General features: G+C 68.8%; 19 protein-coding genes and 1 pseudogene. 7 read left to right on the top strand and 13 right to left on the bottom strand.

Translation table 11 applies throughout. The annotated features are described in order from the left end of the window. Positions 1-102 precede the first annotated feature (102 nt). The 12 genes and pseudogenes from ASD47_RS05825 to ASD47_RS27450 form a co-directional block, all read right to left on the bottom strand. The gene (locus tag ASD47_RS05825; protein ID WP_056752938.1) at positions 103-600 is read right to left on the bottom strand and encodes a hypothetical protein; all 498 of its coding nucleotides are present in this window, start codon (positions 598-600) and stop codon (positions 103-105) included. Next, positions 593-874: a hypothetical protein gene (locus tag ASD47_RS05830; RefSeq protein WP_200945229.1), complete on the bottom strand. Its 282-nt coding sequence runs from the start codon at positions 872-874 to the stop codon at positions 593-595. The genes ASD47_RS05825 and ASD47_RS05830 overlap by 8 nt, the downstream gene beginning before the upstream one ends. Further along, positions 871-1,485: a hypothetical protein gene (locus ASD47_RS27225; RefSeq protein WP_200945230.1), complete on the bottom strand. Its 615-nt coding sequence runs from the start codon at positions 1,483-1,485 to the stop codon at positions 871-873. Before ASD47_RS27225 ends, ASD47_RS05830 begins: the two co-directional genes overlap by 4 nt. Further along, on the bottom strand, positions 1,485-1,715 hold the full coding sequence (locus ASD47_RS05840; protein WP_056752941.1) for a hypothetical protein: 231 nt from the start codon (positions 1,713-1,715) through the stop codon (positions 1,485-1,487). The genes ASD47_RS27225 and ASD47_RS05840 overlap by 1 nt, the downstream gene beginning before the upstream one ends. Before the next feature lie 2 nt (positions 1,716-1,717). Then, on the bottom strand, positions 1,718-1,975 hold the full coding sequence (locus ASD47_RS05845; RefSeq protein ID WP_056752943.1) for a hypothetical protein: 258 nt from the start codon (positions 1,973-1,975) through the stop codon (positions 1,718-1,720). A 325-nt stretch (positions 1,976-2,300) separates the two neighbouring features. Beyond that, positions 2,301-2,912 (bottom strand): hypothetical protein, encoded by a 612-nt coding sequence (locus tag ASD47_RS05850; protein WP_056752945.1) that lies wholly within the window; start codon positions 2,910-2,912, stop codon positions 2,301-2,303. Beyond that, positions 2,909-3,274 carry a hypothetical protein gene (locus tag ASD47_RS05855; RefSeq protein WP_162251623.1) on the bottom strand — a complete coding sequence of 122 codons (366 nt, stop codon included), beginning with the start codon at positions 3,272-3,274 and terminating at the stop codon, positions 2,909-2,911. The genes ASD47_RS05850 and ASD47_RS05855 overlap by 4 nt, the downstream gene beginning before the upstream one ends. Next, entirely contained in the window at positions 3,274-3,600 is a 327-nt protein-coding gene (locus ASD47_RS05860; RefSeq protein WP_235525773.1) for a hypothetical protein, read from the bottom strand. Before ASD47_RS05860 ends, ASD47_RS05855 begins: the two co-directional genes overlap by 1 nt. Positions 3,601-3,704: 104 nt before the next feature. Continuing rightward, positions 3,705-6,017, bottom strand: coding sequence for a ParB N-terminal domain-containing protein (locus ASD47_RS05865; protein ID WP_056752951.1), 2,313 nt, complete (start codon positions 6,015-6,017; stop codon positions 3,705-3,707). Then, on the bottom strand, positions 6,014-6,517 hold the full coding sequence (locus ASD47_RS05870; RefSeq protein ID WP_056752954.1) for a hypothetical protein: 504 nt from the start codon (positions 6,515-6,517) through the stop codon (positions 6,014-6,016). Before ASD47_RS05870 ends, ASD47_RS05865 begins: the two co-directional genes overlap by 4 nt. Before the next feature lie 76 nt (positions 6,518-6,593). After that, the gene (locus ASD47_RS05875; protein ID WP_056752956.1) at positions 6,594-6,932 is read right to left on the bottom strand and encodes a hypothetical protein; all 339 of its coding nucleotides are present in this window, start codon (positions 6,930-6,932) and stop codon (positions 6,594-6,596) included. 296 nt (positions 6,933-7,228) lie between these two features. Further along, a pseudogene (locus ASD47_RS27450) lies at positions 7,229-7,417 on the bottom strand (helix-turn-helix domain-containing protein); the annotation flags it as partial. A gap of 350 nt (positions 7,418-7,767) precedes the next feature. Here ASD47_RS27450 and ASD47_RS05885 point away from each other — a divergent pair. Continuing rightward, a complete protein-coding gene (locus ASD47_RS05885) occupies positions 7,768-8,058 on the top strand; it encodes a hypothetical protein (protein ID WP_156402125.1) in 291 nt (96 codons plus the stop codon). Here the strand turns inward: ASD47_RS05885 and ASD47_RS05890 are convergent. Next, a complete protein-coding gene (locus ASD47_RS05890; RefSeq protein WP_082564485.1) occupies positions 8,055-8,870 on the bottom strand; it encodes a LexA family transcriptional regulator in 816 nt (271 codons plus the stop codon). The genes ASD47_RS05885 and ASD47_RS05890 overlap by 4 nt on opposite strands. Positions 8,871-8,954: 84 nt before the next feature. Between ASD47_RS05890 and ASD47_RS05895 the strand changes: the two genes are divergently transcribed. The 6 genes from ASD47_RS05895 to ASD47_RS05920 are packed head-to-tail and all read left to right on the top strand — an operon-like array spanning position 8,955 to position 13,664. Further along, positions 8,955-9,221, top strand: coding sequence for a hypothetical protein (locus ASD47_RS05895; protein ID WP_156402126.1), 267 nt, complete (start codon positions 8,955-8,957; stop codon positions 9,219-9,221). Further along, positions 9,218-9,571 (top strand): hypothetical protein, encoded by a 354-nt coding sequence (locus ASD47_RS05900; RefSeq protein WP_056752966.1) that lies wholly within the window; start codon positions 9,218-9,220, stop codon positions 9,569-9,571. The genes ASD47_RS05895 and ASD47_RS05900 overlap by 4 nt, the downstream gene beginning before the upstream one ends. A gap of 1 nt (position 9,572) precedes the next feature. Further along, positions 9,573-10,316, top strand: coding sequence for a hypothetical protein (locus ASD47_RS05905; RefSeq protein WP_235525777.1), 744 nt, complete (start codon positions 9,573-9,575; stop codon positions 10,314-10,316). Beyond that, entirely contained in the window at positions 10,313-10,585 is a 273-nt protein-coding gene (locus ASD47_RS05910; RefSeq protein WP_056752972.1) for a hypothetical protein, read from the top strand. Before ASD47_RS05905 ends, ASD47_RS05910 begins: the two co-directional genes overlap by 4 nt. Beyond that, a complete protein-coding gene (locus ASD47_RS05915) occupies positions 10,582-11,772 on the top strand; it encodes a hypothetical protein (RefSeq protein ID WP_056752974.1) in 1,191 nt (396 codons plus the stop codon). Before ASD47_RS05910 ends, ASD47_RS05915 begins: the two co-directional genes overlap by 4 nt. Continuing rightward, complete coding sequence (locus ASD47_RS05920; protein WP_056752977.1) at positions 11,769-13,664, top strand: hypothetical protein; 1,896 nt, start codon at positions 11,769-11,771, stop codon at positions 13,662-13,664. The genes ASD47_RS05915 and ASD47_RS05920 overlap by 4 nt, the downstream gene beginning before the upstream one ends. Positions 13,665-13,773: the final 109 nt, after the last annotated feature.

Below are 13,773 nucleotides of genomic sequence, written 5' to 3' on the forward strand. Positions count from 1 at the left end.
ACACGGCGGCGTACTCCGCCAGGGTCATGACCTCGTCGGCGTCCCATTGGTCGGGCCTGGGGCGCTGCTGGGCGCGCGCCAAGGGGTCGCGACGTCCGGCCATCACTCGCCTTCGTGCTCGATCTGGCGCTCGCCGATCGGCGCGCTCGGATCGTTGGCGAACATCCAGTAGTGAGCCTCGACGGCCAGGGCGATCTGCTCGACCGTCACATTGAGGGCAGCCGCCGCCTGAGCGAACGATCCGAAACGCGGCGTTCTTCTCGTCCCCCGGAGGGACCAGGCTTGCACCTTGTTGGCGAAATCTACGAGATCACCCAGGTCCTCGATCGACAACGCAGCGACCTGCCGCGCTACCTCGATCTGTTCGTGCGGGCTGTCCGCCTTGATGACCAAGGCGGATGTGCTGGCCACCCTGCCGCTATCAGCGCCGCCGGCGTAACACTTCGGGCAGTAAACGTCGCTGTCATCGCCCCAACTGTCAGTTCCGCAGTCCTCGCTGGACCCGCTCCAGCCGCATTTGTCGCAGCCTGCCGGATAGTACGGGTCGCGAACCTCGAACGTCGTGCCGTCTGGGCGCTTGTAAGTGCCGGCGTCATCCATGGTCGCCACCGTCCTCGATCGCCGCGCGGCCCGGGTCGGTCGCCGCAGGCCGGTCGGCTCGGCGGAAGCGGCTGGGGTAGAAGTCGCAGGACGTGTCCGTAGGCACGTGGCCGAACATCGCGCAGCACTTGCGGCAATGAGCGCAGTCGCCGCACGTCATCCCTTCCGGCAACCGCATGGCGGCGTCGTAGTCGATCTCCGCTTCGGCATTCGCGTAGGGCGTGAAGCCCTCCTCGAGCGGCAGGGTCTTGGGTTCGAAGTAGCCGAAGGTCATTTGTCGCTGCGCTCCAGATGACGCAGGACCAGTTCGTCGGCGTAGGCCGCCGCGCCGCTGACGCCCCAATCGTGATCGGGATGTCCGACCTCGATCCCCTCCTCCTTGAGGAAGTCTGGAACGCACTGGGCGACCTCGGCCGTCGCGTAGTCTCGCTCCGCGCCACCAGCGACGCAGGCCTCGACGACCAGGACGAGGAAGGTGTCATAGGCGCGCTTACGGCGGGTGATCTCGGCAGCGATCAGCGCCCCGGCCTTTTCGAGGTTGCGCGTGGGAACGCCCGGCTTCCAGTGCTTGGCATCCCAGGGCCACTCGAAGGGCGCGCTCACGTCCGAGTCGAAGATCTGCCCGAGGTAGCACCAGGCCGCCGCCGCCAACTGGCTGCCGACGTAACCGTCGTCCCGGGCCGGATCGTAGCCCTCTCCCGTCAATTGGCGGTGACGCTCTGCCGCGATATGCCAGGTACCCAGATCGGATAGCAGCTCGACCATGTCGCGGTGGCTGTCGATCAGCGCAGTCACCGACGCCTCACACCAGAGAGCGTCGCCGCTCACCATCGCGCTGACGCGTTCCAGCAGTTCCTCGTCGTGCGTTTTCTGGTTCTGGAACATCAGGCCCTCCCCGCCTGGGCCATTGACCATTGGCATTCGAGGCTGGTGACGTGCTCGCCGCTGTCGAGCCTGATGATCATCAAGCCGGGCTCGACAGTATCCTCGCGAACGACGACACCGCCGTAGAGGGCGCTGAGGTCGTAGTTGAAGCAGACCTGCACCCGGGCGCCGAGAAAGGTCCCCTGGGCGGGAAAGTGCTGCAGGCTTTCGAGTTTGTGGATGGCGGGCATGGTCAGGCCTTTCCTCCGGGCGCCATGCGGCCCTCGGCCCTGGCCAGCCATTCCTTGACCGCGGCGATCGTGTCCTCGCGGTTGGAATTGGCGATGAAGTTGACGCGGCCGCCCTCGGTCTGGCCCAGGACGTAGGTGAACAGGGCGAAGCCCACGGTCTTCTGCCGGCCGGGCGTGGGCGAGCCGTTGAAAACGTCGTCGAGGGCGGCGGCGACGCGGTTCATGCTCGCCAGAAAGGCGGGATCGATTGGATCGCTCATCGCTTCACCGTCCGCATGCCGTCTTCCGGTGTCATCACGCCGGCGGGACCGCCGCCCTCGCCAAAGAGATCCGGGCTGCCTTGTTGAGCTGCGATCCAAGCCTGCACCTCACGGGCGACCTCGACGTAGTCGGGGCTCGGGCGTCCGCTAATCTCCTGACCAGGCTGATACGCGCGCCAGATCCGGTGCCGCAGTTCGGCCGGGAGGCGATACCAGTGCTGGCGACACCCCCACATGGCTGGCGGGACCTGACGATTGCACCCTGGCCAGTGGCAGTGATGGTCTCGGCTTTGCCCCTGCGAACGCACGTAGTCTGCTTTCGACATCAGACCCTCCCCGCCTTGGCGAGCGTGGCGTGGGCTGAGGCCAGGCGCTCGCGCAACTGCTCGTCGCTGAACAGCGGACCTCTGGCGAAGGCGGTGACGTGCGTCGGCTTCTCTTCTCCGGGTTCCAGCAGGTCCTCGTCGATTGCGTCGGGATCCACGGGGATTTGGTCGCCGACCTTGATCGCTCCCGTCCCGTCACAGTCGGCGTGGGCCGACACGTCGCTGTAGGGAAACTGAGCCTCGTCAGGCCAAATCTGGCGGCCGCAGCCTTCGCAGTGTTCGAAGAACTCACCGGCCATGGCGTCCTTAAGGCCGGTATACGCGTTGGCCAGGCGCTCGATCAGGAAGGCCTTAGGCGCCTTCCTATGGTCCAGGGCGTGCAGCAACGCGCCGATCTCACAGGCCTGGTGCTCCCGCCAATACTGGCGCTCGGCCAGAAGGACTCGGACTTCGACCTTCTCTCCGGCCCCATCAAAGACCATCAACTGGCTCGGCCCCATGTCGACGCGGCTGACGGGATCCAGCCCTGCCTCGACGCAGATCTGGAAGACCGCGGCCGCCGCCATGTCGACGGCCGCGTCGGGGGTTTCGTTGTCGCTCTTGCTGGTCACTGGTCGCGCTCCTGGGCCATGTCGATGTCGTTGGCGCGCCCGATCAGCGCGATGGGTCCGCGGAAGGTCTCGACCCCGCAGACGACGCCGGCGACGGCCCAGGCCATGCCGAGGGCGGCGCCGATGAGCGTGCTGACGCCGGCGAAGAAGTCCGACGCCGTGCAGGCGATCATGAGGAGGCCGAAGCCCACGGTGACGACGGCGCAAGCCGTCTTGAACGCGCGCCGCGCCAGGCGCAGGCGGTGCTTGAGGGTCGCCTTACGTCGCTCGGCGGCCTTGACCAGCTGCTCCCGATAGGCGGCGTGTTCGTCGAGCGTCATCGTGACGTACCCGGCGCGTGTCCATACTTGGGTCGTCGGCATCACGCCGCCCTCCCGATGGTCGGCGCCGTCGAGTGCCGGGCCTTCAGCGCCGCCTCGAGTTGCCGGCGGCCGCCGCCGTCCAACCAGGCCAAGCCGATGTAGCGGTGGCGGTCGCCGCCCTCGCCGAGCGTCCAGATCGCCACGCCCAGGACCTCGCCCCAGTCGCGGATGTTGAGCGGGACGGCGTCCTGCAGTTCGATCGGCGCGCCGGCGCGGTCGACGTGGATGGCCCGGGCCAGTTCCGACAGCATCGGATAGGCCACCGGCAAGGCCAGGGGGTTGGTCGGCTCCCGCACCAGGGCGAAGCGGACGTCGGGATTAGGCATGCGGGGGCTCCGTGCATAGGCCATGGCGGCCTCGATGAAGGTTGCAGTTGGCGCGGGGGCGCGACCGACCGGGGTTGCGAAGGCGGGAGAGGTGATGGCCATGGTCAGGCGTCGGCCATGTCGGTGGCGGACACGCCCTCCGATGCGAGCGGCGCTCGCACGACCTGGCCGTCTTCGATGAAGTCTTCGGCCCAGTCGTTGGCGATCTGGCGCGCGGTTTCCCGGTCCCACTCGAAGCCGTCGTCGCCGAACGCGCAGCCGCTATCCTGCTCGTAGCGCTTGAGCGCCTGCACGGCTTGGACAGAGGCAACGACGGCGTCGGCGACGCCGTACTCTTCGGTCAGGGTCTCGGCGATCCATGCCTCGAAGGCCATGGGTGTGACAGGCGCTTCGTCCGCTTCCGGCCAGCAGCCGGTAACGGCGTTAAGCGCCAGAACGGCGAGCCTTGCGCTGCGGCTGGCCCGGACGGTTATTTCCGTCCCGCTGGCGGTCCGTGCGAAATTCCAGCTGTCGGCGACGGCCGTCCATGGCGCCGCCGCCTTGGCCTCCTCGAGCATCTGCCGGATCTTCGCGCCGAGCTTCGGGAGCTCCATTCCGGGAGCCGCCGCCTCGAGCTCGACGAGGCGGCGCTCGGCGAGCTCGAGGCGCGCCTTCTCCTTGGCCTCGTGCGCCGCGCGATCGCGTTCCGATTGGGCCTTCCGGTCGAGCAAGGCCTGGGCCGCGGGCGAGACCGGAAACGGCGCGTTCAGCCATTCCGTCGCATAGGCCTTGGCGTTCCGGCATTTGTCGGCTGTCTCTCGGCCCAGAAGGGCCTCGCGCAGTTCGCCGATGACCTTCGTCCTGACCGGCTGGCTGGTCAGGACTTCGGCCTTCCACTGGCCCATGAGCGCGCGCTCGGCGCGGTTCGTGATCTTGATCCGCGTGGATCCGTCGCTGCTGGGCTTTTCGGGATCACCGCCGGTGATCAGATCCTCAGACCGTAGGTTCGCGATGACGCCGGGCGGGGCGTTGAACCGCATGGGCACGCCCTGGTAGTTGTCGCCCATGTAGCCGCCGGGCTGACGCTTGAACGCGTCGTGGATCTCAAGGAGGATCAGGGCATGCTCGGCGCGAACGGTCGGCGCCGGCCCGGCCGATGGCGGCTTCGGCAGGTTCAGCCAATAGGTCCAGTACTCACCGGCTTCCTGTAGGCGGTCGTGCTCTTCATCGTCATGCAGCGCGTCGGTGCGAGCGAAGCGGAGCCCGTCGTCGCCCGCATAGATCATGCGGGCGACAAACTTCTCGCCGCGAGATAGCAGCGACACGGCGGAGCCGCCGTTGAAGTAGTTGAAGGTGATATAGCCGCCTTGCAGCAGGGCCTTTTCAGCGGGGTGACAGTTATCGTTGACGGTCGGGATCTCGGTGACCCGGGTCGACCGGCCGACTGCGAGGGGGTGACTGAACGGCTTGGCCCGAATGGCCGCTGCGACCTCCACCAGCATCAACGCCATGTGTTCGGTCGGTTCTTCGTCGTCATCGGCAGCGGCGGAAATCGCTTGCTCGAGCTCGACTTGGCCCGAGGCTTCGGCTTCCGTCGTTGCGGCCTGCGAAGCTTTCTCCGTCTGAACGCTCTCGCGCAGCTGCTCCCAGGTCCACACCCCGCTCTCATGCAGGGCGACGTTGGCCGGCGTCGCTTCCTCGACGGCCTTGATCTTCTGCTGGACGTCCTTGACGCCGCGCTCGCTGCCCTCGATGGCGCGCCCGAGCTTGAAGGCCACCGCCCGGGCCGACAGACCGGTCAGGGCCTTGTAGGCCGCCAGGCCCTGCGCATCTTCCCAGGGCGACAGGTCGCCGCGCTGGGCGTTGGCGATCAGGGCGACGAAGAGGGCTTCTTCCTCGGTCCCCTCGCGCTCGGTGAAGGGCAGGCCCTCGGCCAGCGCCGGCGGCAGGCGGTCCTGGCCGATCAGCAGCTCGCACGCCCGCCACCGGCATTCGCCGTCATGCAGCATGCGAACGCCGTTCGCATCGGCCGGGCGAAGCACCAGGTTGTGCAGCAGGCCGCCAACCTCGACGATGCTCTCGGCGATCTCGGCGATCTTCTCGGGCAGGAACGTCTTGCGGGGATTGGCCGGGTTGCGCGCGATCTTGGCATGGGGCCAGACCGCGGCCCCGCCGCCTTGGCCAGCGGCGCGATCCAGGGCCGCCAGCGCGTCGCGGCCGCCTTGGGCCAGCGAATAGACGCTGGCCTGGCCCAGGGCCTCGACAGTGAGCAAGTCGGCCTCGGCATAGGCCTTGGTGTCCTTGCGGATGTTGGAGGCGTCCTTGCCGAGCGCCTTGGCGATCTCCCCCGCCGTCATGACGACGCCAGGATCCTGCAGCAGGCGAAGGATGGGCTCGGCCGAAAGGATGGCGGCGCTCAGCTGGTGTTGCGACGTCATTGGTCGTCGTCTCCGGTGATGTCGTTGAAGGGGTTGTCCAGGCGCGCGTCGGTCTGAGGCGTCGGGGCGGCCGGCTTGAACTTGCGAAGGTCGACCCGGTGCACGGGCCGCCGGCCCAGACCCAGGTTCAGCCAGGTCGGGGACAGGCCGTCGACGCGGGCCAGGCGCTCGCCCGGCGCGACGCCGATCGCGGCGCAGACCCAGGTGAGCTCGTAATTGCGGGGGTCGGCCGCGACGCCGATCAACTCGCCGGGCGTGCGGCCCAGCGTTCGGCAGAGGGCCCGGCCGACCTCGTGCGGGGTCGGGCCGTACATGACGGAGCGGATTTCCGGGCGACCCTCGAAGGCGCGATAGACCAGCTTGACGATCTCGCCCGGCCGGAACACCGCCGCTTCTGGAGCCGGCCCGGCCAGGTCGGTCTTGCCGCCCCGGACCTCGACGATCTCGCCGCCCAGGACGCTCAGGCGGTCGACGGCGTCGGCGAAGCTGATCACGGTCATGACAGCACGCGCTCGAGGATCACGGCCGCGACGCCGACCAGGACCAGCGACCAGGACCGCAGGGTGTCGCCGGCGCTCATCGCGTCGCGTCCTCGAGGCGGAGGCGCAGGACCTGGCAGTGGGCGCGCAGCCAGAGCAGTTCGGTCATCGTGGCCGCCATGCCGATCGAGGCGGCCAGGGCCTGGGCGCCGGGCGAGGCGTCCTCCATGCGCACGGCGGTGGCGACGCAGCGCGCCTCCTCGAGGCTGAGCGTGAAGTGCCGGCCCGCCGCGTGCAGGCCGACGATCGGGAGCGGGGCGTCCTGCGACAGGACAACGATCGGGGCGCAGCGGATCGTGTCGATCGGCTGGCCTTCCATGGCCATGAGGACGTCGGCGACGCGCTCGTCCTGGGCGTTCTGGGCGGGCGTGGCCATTACGCGACGCGCCTCGGATCGTTGACGTCCGACGGCTCGGCCGCTCGAACGTCGTTGCGCGCCTGCAGGAGCGAGAGGAACGGCTCGGCCAACTCGGCCCCGCTAAGGCCCGCGTCGACAGCGGCGGTCGGCAGGTCGCCGGCGCCGTCGGCGAAGCGCCGGACCAGGCCGGCCACGATCGATCGATCCAGGTTTGACAGGCGGCCGAAGTCCCCGGCGATCTGAGCGCCATAGGGCGCGCCCATCATGACCAGCATCGGATCGGGACCCGTCGGAACGTCGCCCTCGCCAGCGGTGTCGGCCAGGCCCTCGAAGAACCAGGCGACCGTGGTCGAGAGCGCCCGGGCGGTGTCGTAGAGTTTGGAGGCGCTGACCCGGTTGGCCCCGCGCTCGTACTTCTGGACCTGCTGGAACGTCAGGCCCAGTTCGTCGGCAAGGGCTTCTTGGCTGACGCCCAACATCTTGCGCCGCATCCGGATCCGCATGCCGACATGCAGGTCGACGCGGTTGGGGGTCCTCGGCTGATCGGCGTCGACGGACGGCCGAGCGGCCGGCGGGTTGCTGAATTGGGTCCGGGTGGACGACATCGGGGCGTCTCCTCAGCCCCGCGCCGATCCCCTGTCACGATCGCGCCCATGCTCAAGCGCGACCGCCGGTCGGACCCTCCGAAGCGACGCGAGCGAGCGACGCGGATCGGCGCGGGGTTGAGGACTAAACGAAACTGTTTAGTTGATGTTGTCAACGTCAAAACTAAACGATCTCGTTGATCTCAATCTCTCGGTTGATGGCCAATCCGGCGTGGACGGTTCACCATGCGGCGTCGGAGGAGCATTCCATGAAGGTCGCACCGCCTCGCATTGGTCGAGGAACCTGGTTGTTCGTGCTGGGCGGCGCCCTGATCGCGCTAGGCGTATTCGCCTCGGCTGGGGGAGCGTCAGACTTCGGGCTGGGCGCAGCGCTGTTCGGCGCCGGCTTCGTCGGCGTCGGGTTTTGGAGCCGTCTGTTCTACTTGATCGAGTTGCGGCTGATTGACCTGCAGCGTGCGGCGTCGGGTGAGACGACGGCGGATCCTGTCACGCCGACGCAAGCGCCGTCCGCCGTGCCGTCCGAGGCGTACCTAGGCTAGTAGCGCCGAACCGAGCCGACGACGAGGCCGCGGATCCGGACCTCGAACTGCTCGCCTTCGTCCAGGCTCTCGGTCAGGCGGACAGGGTCTCGCCACCGATCGTTCGACGATCGGGGCCAGAGCAACGGCCCGTCGGGCGTTACCTCAACCTGCTTGATCGTGAGCTCTCGCATCTGCCCGCCGAAGCGCAGGCGCTCGACTTCGACGATATCGCCCGTCCTCGGCCGATAGCCGATGTCGACCGCCGAAACGCAATGGACCAGGTCACCATCGAAGATCCCGAGCAGGTTCACGGAATCGCCGACGACCGTCGACAGCCATTGGTCGGCGTGCGGATACCGCCCGTCACGAGGATGAGGGTAGGGGCGCGGCTCTTCCTGTGAGAGGTCGTCCGCCGCCAGGAAAGCGCCGGCCTGGACGCGATCGCGGATCATGAGGCCGCCCAGAACTTCCTGCGGCCTAAACTGCAGGATCTTGGCGCTTGCCGGCGGGGCGTCCTGACCTGAACGGTCGAGGCCGTACAGATGGCGCTGGAGGTCCTCCAGCGTGGCGCCGAGCGCCGCCACAAGCTTGCGCTGCACCTCGGGCCGGTGAATGCCCGGCCTGCTGCCCGCTTCGTACTGGCTCCACGCTTGGGCCGATATGCCCGGCGCGGCGCCGAATGCTTCGCCGGCCTGCGGCTGGGTGAGCCCCTTCTCCTTGCGCAGGAGCATGAGAGCGCGGCCCAGGAGCTTGGCTGGATTATCCTCAACAGGTTGCTTGGCCATGGGCCAAGGATGCGTTGAGGGGGATTTGGCAGCGAGCGACAGCATGGTTTAGTTGTTCTCAAGCATGTCGTTGACAAAATCAACGAAACAGTTGAGCTCCTATGGTCGATGCAAATCGGGACATCGACCTTGGACACCCCGCCCTCCCCCATCAAACGCCCCAAACTCGCGCTCTTCCTGTGGGAGCGCGGCTTGCGGTTTCGTGACGTCGAGGCGCCGCTTGGACGGTCATACGAGCACATTCGTCAGGTCTGTCTCCCCTTTGACGACCCGGGGCGCAAGACCCCCGACGAGGCCCTGCTCGGCAGGATCGAGGCCTTCACGCAAGGCGAAGTCACACGAGAGGACTTCGATCCGCCAAATGCGGACGTAGACGCGGAAGGGGCCACGGCATGAGCCTGGCCCATCGCGTTGAACTGTGGACCGCCCTGGCGCGCGAAGCCGCCGACCTGGCCCGCGACTACGACGCCAGCTTCATCGTCGACGCCGACCACGCCCAGCCCAGCCTGGACGTTCGCATGAGCGCCGCCCGAGGCCAGGCCCGCGGCCTAGTGGCCGAGCGCTTGCCGTTCCCCGCCTGGGAGGACGGGCGAACCTTCCTGTTCCTGCTGAGCCGCCTGGTCGACAACGACGCGACGCCGGCGGTGCGCCGCCAGCATGTCGAGGAGCTGGTGTCGGCCTCGATCCGGCTGGTCGACGTGCTGGGCCGCTGCAGCGCCCGGCCGCGCGCGGACCTGGATGACTGACATGACGCGCGCCGGCCCCGTGGCCAACCGTTCCGTCGTCGAGCGCCGCGCGCCTCGCCTGGTCGAGCAGGACGACGACCATACCGCGCTGATGCGGGCCCTGGAGTTCTACCCCACGCCCCTCTGGGCGGCGCGGGCGTGCGGCGAGGTCGTGCGCCGGTTCGACCGTCGAGCCCGGCGCGTCTGGGAGCCCGCCTGCGGCGAGGGGCATATGGCCAGCGCCCTGGCCGAGCGGTTCCGGGTGCAGGCCAGCGACGTGCATCCCTACGGCTATGGCTGGGTGCAGGACTTCTTCGCGCCGACCACGCACGAACTGGATCCCGACGACCCGGCGCTGGAGCCGGCCGACTGGATCATCACCAACCCGCCGTTCGTGCTGGCTCAGGCCTTCGCCGAGATCGGTCTGCGCCGCGTGCGCCGTGGCGTGGCGCTGCTCTGCAGGCTGCCGTTCGAGGAGAGCGAGGGCCGCCACGACCTGATGTGCCGGCTGAGCGTCAAGGCGACGTTCTGTGAGCGCGTGGGCATGCAGCTGGGCAGCTGGGATCCAGAGCTGTCGACCGCCACGGCCTATGCCCTGTTCGTGTGGATGACGCCGGAGGCCGAGGCGAGCTCGCCGTTCGGCGGCCTGATCGCCGCCAACCGCGCCGCCGGTGGCTGGCTGTCGATCCTGATCCCGCCCGGCACGAAGGACCGCCTGACCAGGGCCGACGACGCCGAGCGCTTTGGCGGCCGGAGAGCGGCATGAAAAAGCCCAAGACCTACAACCTGATCCCGCTGACCCCCGCTCGTTTCGCCGCCCTACAGGCGCTGGCGCGGCGACCGGAGGGCGCGACGGCCGAAAGCGACGCGGTCCACGGCGCGCTCTGGCCGACCCTGGTCGCCATGAACCTGGCCCAGCGCCTGCCTCGCACCGAGCGGGAGCGCGGGACGCCTGCGCGCTATCGCCTGCTGCCCGCCGGCGAGGACCTGGCTGGAGCCGATGCGAGCGGCGCTCGCACCGAGGCGCGCCCATGATCGACAATCTGTTCGAGGAAGCCCGGGATCGGGTGTCGATCGAGGAGCGCGTCGAGCAGACGGGCGTGAAGCTGTACGGCGGCAAGGTCCAGAAGCGTGGGATCTGCCCTCTGCAGTCCTGCGGAAAGAAATCGGGCTCCAGGCCCTTTGCCGTCTATCCCGGCGATGGGCGGTTCAAGTGTTGGAGCTGCGACAAGCGCGGCGACGTGATCGAGCTCGAGCAGCTGCTCGAGGGCGGGACGCCGGTCGATGCGGCGCGGCGGCTGCTGGGCCTGGAGGTGGTCGAGCGCGCCCCGCGCCCGGTGATCACCGAGGCTGACGTCGACGACGACGCGGCCCGCAAGCTGAAGATGGCGCAACAGATGTGGGACTCGTCGACGGCGGTCCTGGGCTCGCTGGCCGAGAAGTACCTGCTGTCGCGCTGTATCCACCCGGCGGTTGTCGCCCGGGCGGCGCCGGCCATGCGCTATCACCCCGCCGCGCGACATAGCTGGGATCCGAAGCGCGAAACTTGGGTCCGGGCCCCGGCCCTGCTGGTGCGTCCCGTGACCGAGGAAGGGCCGACCGGCGGCGTGCACGCCACCTATCTTCTGCGCGACGGATCCGGCCGCGACAAGACGCTGGGCAAGCGGATGATCGGTCCCCAGACGTTGAACGGCCGCCCCGGCGGGGCCTGGCTGATCGGCCCTTCGGGCGAGGGCCTGGACGGAACGCCCCTCATGACGGGCGAAGGCGTCGAGACCGTGCTGTCTCTCGCCTCACTGGCCCAGTTGCAAGGCCGTCGCGCCCGGGCGGCGGCGGCCTTGTCCTTGAACCGACTTCAGGGCGGCGTTCGGGTCGACAGCGACAGCTGTCTGGACCTGAACGACCCCCAGGCCGCCCTGGAGCAGCCGGCCTTCACCTGGCGTGCGCCCGAAGACCAGCCGTGGCCGGAAGTCGTGGTCGGGGTCGATCGCGACATGAAGGCCCTCAAGGTCTGGGCTCGGAACGGGCGGGGCCGAAAGACGGCCATGCTGCTCGAGGGCGAGGCCCGGGCGGCGCTGTGCGGCCGCCTGGCGCGCCAGCAATGGGCGGCGGCCGGGGCGGAGCGCGTCCGCGCCGCCCTGCCGCCCGTCAACAGTGATTGGAACGACGAGTTGCGCCGCCTGGTCCTGGCCGACCAGGCGCGCCTGGGGGTGAGCGTATGACTGACGATATCGACGAAACCGGCCTGGAAGACGACGATGGCGGCGCGCCGCCTGCCGAACCGGCCAGCTACGAGCCCATCGCCTTGGCGGGCATGGAAGACGCGCCCGAAGGCACCGAGAGCCTGCTCAAGGGCTTTCCCAACCCCGACGTTTCCGAGAGTCCGGTGATCCCGCTCGGCTTCGCCGGCGCCAAGGTGTGGTTCGCCATGCCTGAGGGCGAGCTGCGCAGCGAAGTGGCCAGCAAGGTCGGGGCGATGCTCCGCACCGACATATTCGCCTGTCAGGCCGGGGCCAGCTTCCTGACCTATTGGCGCGACCGGGCCGACAAGTTTCAGCGCGAGCCCTGCGCGATCTGGTTCGTCCGCAAGTGTCGCGAGGCGGGTTTCTGGGACAGCTCGCGCCCGATTCGTTCGCTGGGCGTCTGGCCCGGCGAGGCCGGCGCTGTGATGCTGCACCGGGGCGACGAGGTCTGGAGCTTCGCCAGCGGCCGTAAGGTCGACAAGCGCTCGATCGCCGAAATGATGCGCGTGCGCTCGGGCCCGCTCTACAGGCTGGCGGCCTCCGGGCCCAAGCCTGGGAAGCCCTGCACTGTCGAGGACGGGGCGTGGATCCGCCGCCAGTTCGACAGCTGGCATTTCGAGCCCATCGGGATCGACGGCCTCTCCGGGGCCGACGTAATGGCCGGATGGCTGGTCGGCGCGCTGCTGGGCGCGGTGGCGCCGTTCCGCGGCCACCTGATGCTCAACGCCCTGCAGGGATCGGGCAAAACGACCCTGGTGCACCTGGTGCACGCCCTGATGTCGGCCTTGGCCGGCCCGGTGATCGACAGCTTCTCCGAAGCCGGGTTCCGCTCGGATCTGTCGGGCATGGCCCGGCCGGTGCTGATCGATGAGGCCGAAGGCGGCGCGAACGCCCATGGCGGCGCGGGCGTCGTCGAGCAGGCCCTGGGCGTGCTTCGGCGGATGTCGACCGGTGACGGCGGCGTGCGCAAGCAGGTCGGCCAGGACGGCAACGTCGCCACCCAGACGGCGGTCGGCTCGGTGATGCTGGCCGCCATCCTGCCGCCCAAGCTGGGCCCGGCCGACGGATCGCGCATCGTCGAGGTCCGCCTGCTGCCCCTGGCGGCCAAGGAAGGCCAGGATCTGGCGTCCGACGACGACCTGGCCATGATCCAGGCCAAGGCCGAAGCCCTGGCCCCAAAGCTGCTCGCCAGGATCCTGCTGGGCGCACGGCGCTACAGATCCGACGTCGCCATGGTCAAGGCGGCCCTGCAGCGCGCCAAGGAGAGCCCGCGCACCGCCGACCTGATCGCCATGCTGGCCGCCGGCCGAAGGCTGCTCCTGCACGACGAACCCCTCACCCCCGAGATGGCGGATGCCCAAGCGCGGTTCTGGCGGCCCCTGCTGGCCCAGCGCGAGTCGATCGAGGTCGTGACCAATCCGGGGGCCGACGCCTTCGCCCATCTGATGGCCGCATCGACCGACCAGTTCCGCAATGACCGGCGCTTGACGATCGGGATCATGGTCGACCGCCTGGCGGCCGGCGACCGCGAGTACATCGGGCCACTCAAGGCCCATGGCATGCTGTTCTACGAGGACGTCGGTCCCGACGGCCGAACAGGCCCGTGGCTGATCGTCTCCAACCATCACCCGGTGCTCGAGAAGATCTTCTCCCCGACCAAGTGGCAGGATTGGCGACGCGCCCTGTCCTACCTCGACGCCCTCGGGCCGGACTACCAGACCTGGCCGACCAAGCAGCTGCGCTATGGCGCGGGCGTGCAGCAGCGCGGCTTGGCGATCCCCCTCACCCCCTTGTTGGACCGCCTGGCGTCCCAGTCGTCCCGTCCCGTCACACCTAGCGTCCCGGAGCAAGACATTGAGTGGCAAGAGTAATCCGCCGCCCGTGACGGGTGTGACGCCTGGGACGCCCCCCATACCCCCGCAGGAGCGAGCGGGCGCGGGGACGAGTGTATCCGTCACACCCGTCCCATCCGTCACACCT

This window comes from Caulobacter sp. Root1472, assembly GCF_001426985.1.
GTDB classification, from domain to species: domain Bacteria; phylum Pseudomonadota; class Alphaproteobacteria; order Caulobacterales; family Caulobacteraceae; genus Caulobacter; species Caulobacter rhizosphaerae.